The 3842-nt window shown below is 64.2% G+C and carries 4 protein-coding genes and 1 pseudogene; 3 read left to right on the top strand and 2 right to left on the bottom strand.

Features of this window, described 5'->3' with window-relative positions; all coding sequences use genetic code 11:
* A pseudogene (locus MKK69_RS29085) lies at positions 1-120 on the top strand (porin family protein); the annotation flags it as partial.
* Between the two features lie 642 nt (positions 121-762).
* The gene (locus MKK69_RS29090; RefSeq protein WP_243973645.1) at positions 763-1515 is read left to right on the top strand and encodes an IS6 family transposase; all 753 of its coding nucleotides are present in this window, start codon (positions 763-765) and stop codon (positions 1513-1515) included.
* A gap of 427 nt (positions 1516-1942) precedes the next feature.
* On the opposite strand, the gene MKK69_RS29095 is transcribed toward MKK69_RS29090, so the two are convergent.
* Positions 1943-2113: a hypothetical protein gene (locus MKK69_RS29095; RefSeq protein ID WP_243973646.1), complete on the bottom strand. Its 171-nt coding sequence runs from the start codon at positions 2111-2113 to the stop codon at positions 1943-1945.
* A 56-nt stretch (positions 2114-2169) separates the two neighbouring features.
* Here MKK69_RS29095 and MKK69_RS29100 point away from each other — a divergent pair, with 56 nt between their 5' ends.
* Positions 2170-2439, top strand: coding sequence for a hypothetical protein (locus MKK69_RS29100; RefSeq protein ID WP_243973647.1), 270 nt, complete (start codon positions 2170-2172; stop codon positions 2437-2439).
* 264 nt (positions 2440-2703) lie between these two features.
* Here MKK69_RS29100 and MKK69_RS29105 read toward each other — a convergent pair whose 3' ends face one another.
* Complete coding sequence (locus MKK69_RS29105; protein ID WP_243973648.1) at positions 2704-2883, bottom strand: hypothetical protein; 180 nt, start codon at positions 2881-2883, stop codon at positions 2704-2706.
* Positions 2884-3842 lie beyond the last annotated feature (959 nt).

A 3842-nucleotide genomic window follows, 5' to 3' on the forward strand; every position in this document is an offset into this window, starting at 1 on the left:
GCGTTCGTCATCAACGCCGCCAGCAACTTCCCCGCCGTCTACAGCAGCGGCATCGGCCGCCGCTCCGACGAGTTCGCCGTCGTCCGCGCCGGCCTGAACTACAAGTTCGGCTCGTACTGAGATCCGGTCGCGCTGCTCCCGGCATCCGTGCCGGGAGATGCGATGGTGGGCGAGGGGTAGTTGGTCCTCCTCACCGCCCGTCATCGCCGAAGAGCAGCCGATCGGCTGACCTTCGCATCCCCAGCTCGATCAAACTGGCCGCGAGGTCGGCGACACCCCGGGAGCACCCGCTCCCGGGGTGTTTCTTTGTTGTGGGATTAGGCGCTGAGAGGTTCAGCCGATCGCCCAGAACAGCGGCAGGGCGCCAGCCAAGAACAGGGCCGAGGACAAGAGCACGGCCAAGCGTTCGCGATGATAGTGAATGAAGGCGTGGGAGCTGGCGAACATGGCGATGCCGGATCGGAGAAGGCATCTTACGCTCGCCCCTGAACCTTGACCAATCAGAGGCATCCGACGTCGTCCACAGATGGTCGTCGATGCGTGTCACCGCCGAGCCACATGCGGATGGACGTGCTCAGGCGCACCCCGCGAAGGCGGGGCTGGGCGTATCCGTTTCGTCGTCGCCGTCATTGCCCCCTCAGGCGGCCCGACCAGCGGCGCAGTGACCTCAAGGTGGGCGTGTCGCAAACCTAGACGGCCCTTCTGTTCATGGGTCGTTAGCCACACCCGCCCAGCTTGCCGCCTCCGCCTTGGAGCCGGCCCATGATCCTCCACACCATCGCCGCCAAGCTGAAACAACGCGCCAAGGCCGACTTCCGGGGCCGGCACTTCGAGGCGGCGCTGATCGTCCAGGCGGTGTCCTGGTACCTGCGCTACCCGCTCAGCTACCGTGACATCGAAGAGCTGTTCCTGGAACGCGGTCTGGAGGTGGACCACTCAACCCTGAACCGCTGGGTGCTCGCCTACGCGCCGCTGATCGAGAAGCGGCTGCGCGCATTCCGCCGGCCACACTGCGGCTCGATCCGGATCGACGAAACGTACATCAAGGTGCGCGGCGAGTGGCGCTACCTGTACCGGGCCATCGACAAGCACGGTGACGCGGTCGACTTCCTGTTGACCGCCCGGCGCGATCTCGATGCGGCCAAGCGGTTCTTCCGTAAAATGCTGGCGGACCAGCCGCTTCTCGCCCCTGATCGGATCGGCACGGACGGCGCCGGAACCTATCCGCCCGCCATCGTAGCTGCGAGGAGCGACGGCCTGCTACCCCGCACACCCATCCACTACGTCACCAAGCACCTGCAGCAAGGGATCCAGGGCGACCACTTCCGGGTGAAGCGGACGATGACGCGGGTCGGCGGGTTCCGCTCGTTCCATACGGCGCGCCGCACGATCTGCGGCTTCGAGGCCATGCTGTGGCTGCGCAAGGGCTTCGGCTTTGCCGGCACGTGGACCGTGCGCGAGCAGAACCAGCTGCTCGGGGTCTGCTTCGGGCTTCAAAAGGTTAACGAGATCTGAAAACAAGGCGGTTCTCGCCTTTCCTGCGGTTTACGATACGGCTTGCGACAGGCCCCGGATACTCGGCTACAACGGTGCCGAGATCGGCACTGACGCCGTGATGCTCTCAGCAAACGCAGGGTAGGGCATGCGCGCATACATCTTCCGTGCTGTCTGTCGGCAACAGGACGGCATCGTTGGTCCGACACTCGACGAGCGCAGGATAACTGCAGCCGATGACGATGCGGCGGTCGCCATCGCACGCGACCTCGATTTGGATTTCCAAGCCCTCGGCGCGAAGGCTGTCTACCTTTCCACCCCAGGTGGCCGAGCGATTTGGAGCTTGCACGCGCCAAACCCTTGCTCAGACAGCTAAACAATGGTCGAAATTGTGCCGCTGCATCGCTGGTTTGAACCTACAGCCGATATGCCCGGTTGAGGCTGCATGTCAGAGCCGGGTCGAAACATGGATCATCATTGCGACTGTCTTCAGCGCAGGCTTGCCCTTAACATTCTGCTCGACGAACAGGCTATTGCCGCACTTGCTAGAGCGGCTGCCGCTCTCCGCGAGCAGAACGATCAGAGCGTACTTGACCTTGAGTATGCGATCCGCGCACATCGCATTGGCATCTTGAAGCAGCGGGCCGTCTTGGGGGCTGCCGGGATCGATGTGTGATGGAACAGCGTCGCCTCTACGTCGTCCGGGGCGCCGCACGTAATGGTATCGTCACCTACAAATGCCCGACGGCGGACTGGGCGCTGCGTAAGCTGCGCGACTTCAGAGACGCCGAGCGTCAAGATATCACTGTCACTGATCCGGATGGTGTCTCAGTGACCGAAGCCGACCTGGTCGGCATCGTGGATGGCTCCGGGGCCCCGCCGTCCGGAGAGGCGATACCGGCAGCTTCTCAGATCACGCGTCAAACAGCTTCGGCAAAGGCGTAGAGCTGATGCATCCGCAAGGACCGGACCTCACCGCCCTTGGATGTCGGCGGTAGTTCATTAATCGCCCAGCGTGATCATGCTCTCAGCGATCGGCCTCGGCCTCAGCCGGCAGAGCAGCACCGCGGCTTTACCCCCTAGAGCTCGGTGCGGCCTCGCTTGCGCAGTCGCGCTGAGCATGACCCAGGCGCTAGCGCAACGGATTGAATGAGGCCTGCGAGGTCATCGATAAGGGTGTCCGATCAACAACCACTCAATCCGTATAGATCACTTCCTCTGTTCCGACTCTGCCTTGGCTTTCTCGAAGGCCTCATGGCCAGTGGTGTCATCGGTCGGCTCCTTACTTGCGAGGCCGTTGCCTGCCGTCGGATCCGGCACATTGATGTTGCGGATCGGTACCGTGGGCGGCACCACGCTCACGCCGTGAGGCCTGTCGGTTTCGGTCATGGCTAAGTCGCTCCCAGTGACAGGGGCACGTCGGCTGGACCAGATCATCCGCCCGGCATCATCCCTCAACGTCGCAGATACTACACGATTGGCAATCAAGTTCACGAACCGGGCGTCCGCATGGGCGATCGCCTCGCTAGAGCCGAACTTGCTGCCAAGCTTGAGCGCATGCGACTAACCTCGGCCGCGAGGTGCTCGGACTGGCGCGACAGTAGCGTTAGTCCGCCAGCATAGCGATGAGCGAGAACGAGCCGGCAAGCGCGAATGTGCCTGCCACCAGGGCCATGATCAGGAGCATTGGAGAAGCCTCAGGCGCTCAACAGCGCCGCTTCGATAAGAACGCACATGGCTAAGCTCGGTTGCGCGGCCCAATGCTGAGCATCGGCCGCTCGGCCCCGCCCCGATCTGCTCAAGGGGCGGGGGAGCGTCCGATCTCACCTGCGGTCGGGCCGATACACAACGCGGCCCATCAGCGGGATGGCAGAACCCGGTTACGACCGGGTGTAGCGTATAGTTGTGTCGGGCTCAGTATCCGTACCCACCGTAGTAGCCGTACGGGCGGCGGTAGTAGCCGTAGGGTCCGCCGTAGTAGCCCACCGGAGCATACCGCCGTAGCCATATCCATAACCGCCGTAGGGATACCCGTAGCCGCCAGCGAGGCCGTATCCGACAGCTGCACCGGTCAAGAGGCCCAGACCCAGACCGTAGCCGCCGTAGCCATGACCGCGGCCATAGCCATATCCTCGGCCGTAACCGCCGTATCCCCCGCGGAAGCCACCGTAGCCGCCGCGGAAGCCAGCGCCGCGGAAACCACCACCCCAGCAGGACATGCGCCGTGCCGCTCCCGGGGCCGACCCGCGCGACGATCCGGTCGCCGTCCCAGGCCAGCGCCACCGGGATGCCGGGCCCGGCCCCGCGGGCCCGGGCGATCGCGCCGCGTAGCGCCGCCTCATCGGATC

This window comes from Methylobacterium sp. J-026 (assembly GCF_022829585.1).
Lineage (GTDB): Bacteria > Pseudomonadota > Alphaproteobacteria > Rhizobiales > Beijerinckiaceae > Methylobacterium.

Coding starts and splice junctions, on each gene's coding strand:
- MKK69_RS29095 (WP_243973646.1), bottom strand. CDS start 2,113: ATGTGCGCGGATCGCATACTCAAGGTCAAGTACGCTCTGATCGTTCTG.
- MKK69_RS29100 (WP_243973647.1), top strand. CDS start 2,170: ATGGAACAGCGTCGCCTCTACGTCGTCCGGGGCGCCGCACGTAATGGT.
- MKK69_RS29090 (WP_243973645.1), top strand. CDS start 763: ATGATCCTCCACACCATCGCCGCCAAGCTGAAACAACGCGCCAAGGCC.
- MKK69_RS29105 (WP_243973648.1), bottom strand. CDS start 2,883: ATGACCGAAACCGACAGGCCTCACGGCGTGAGCGTGGTGCCGCCCACG.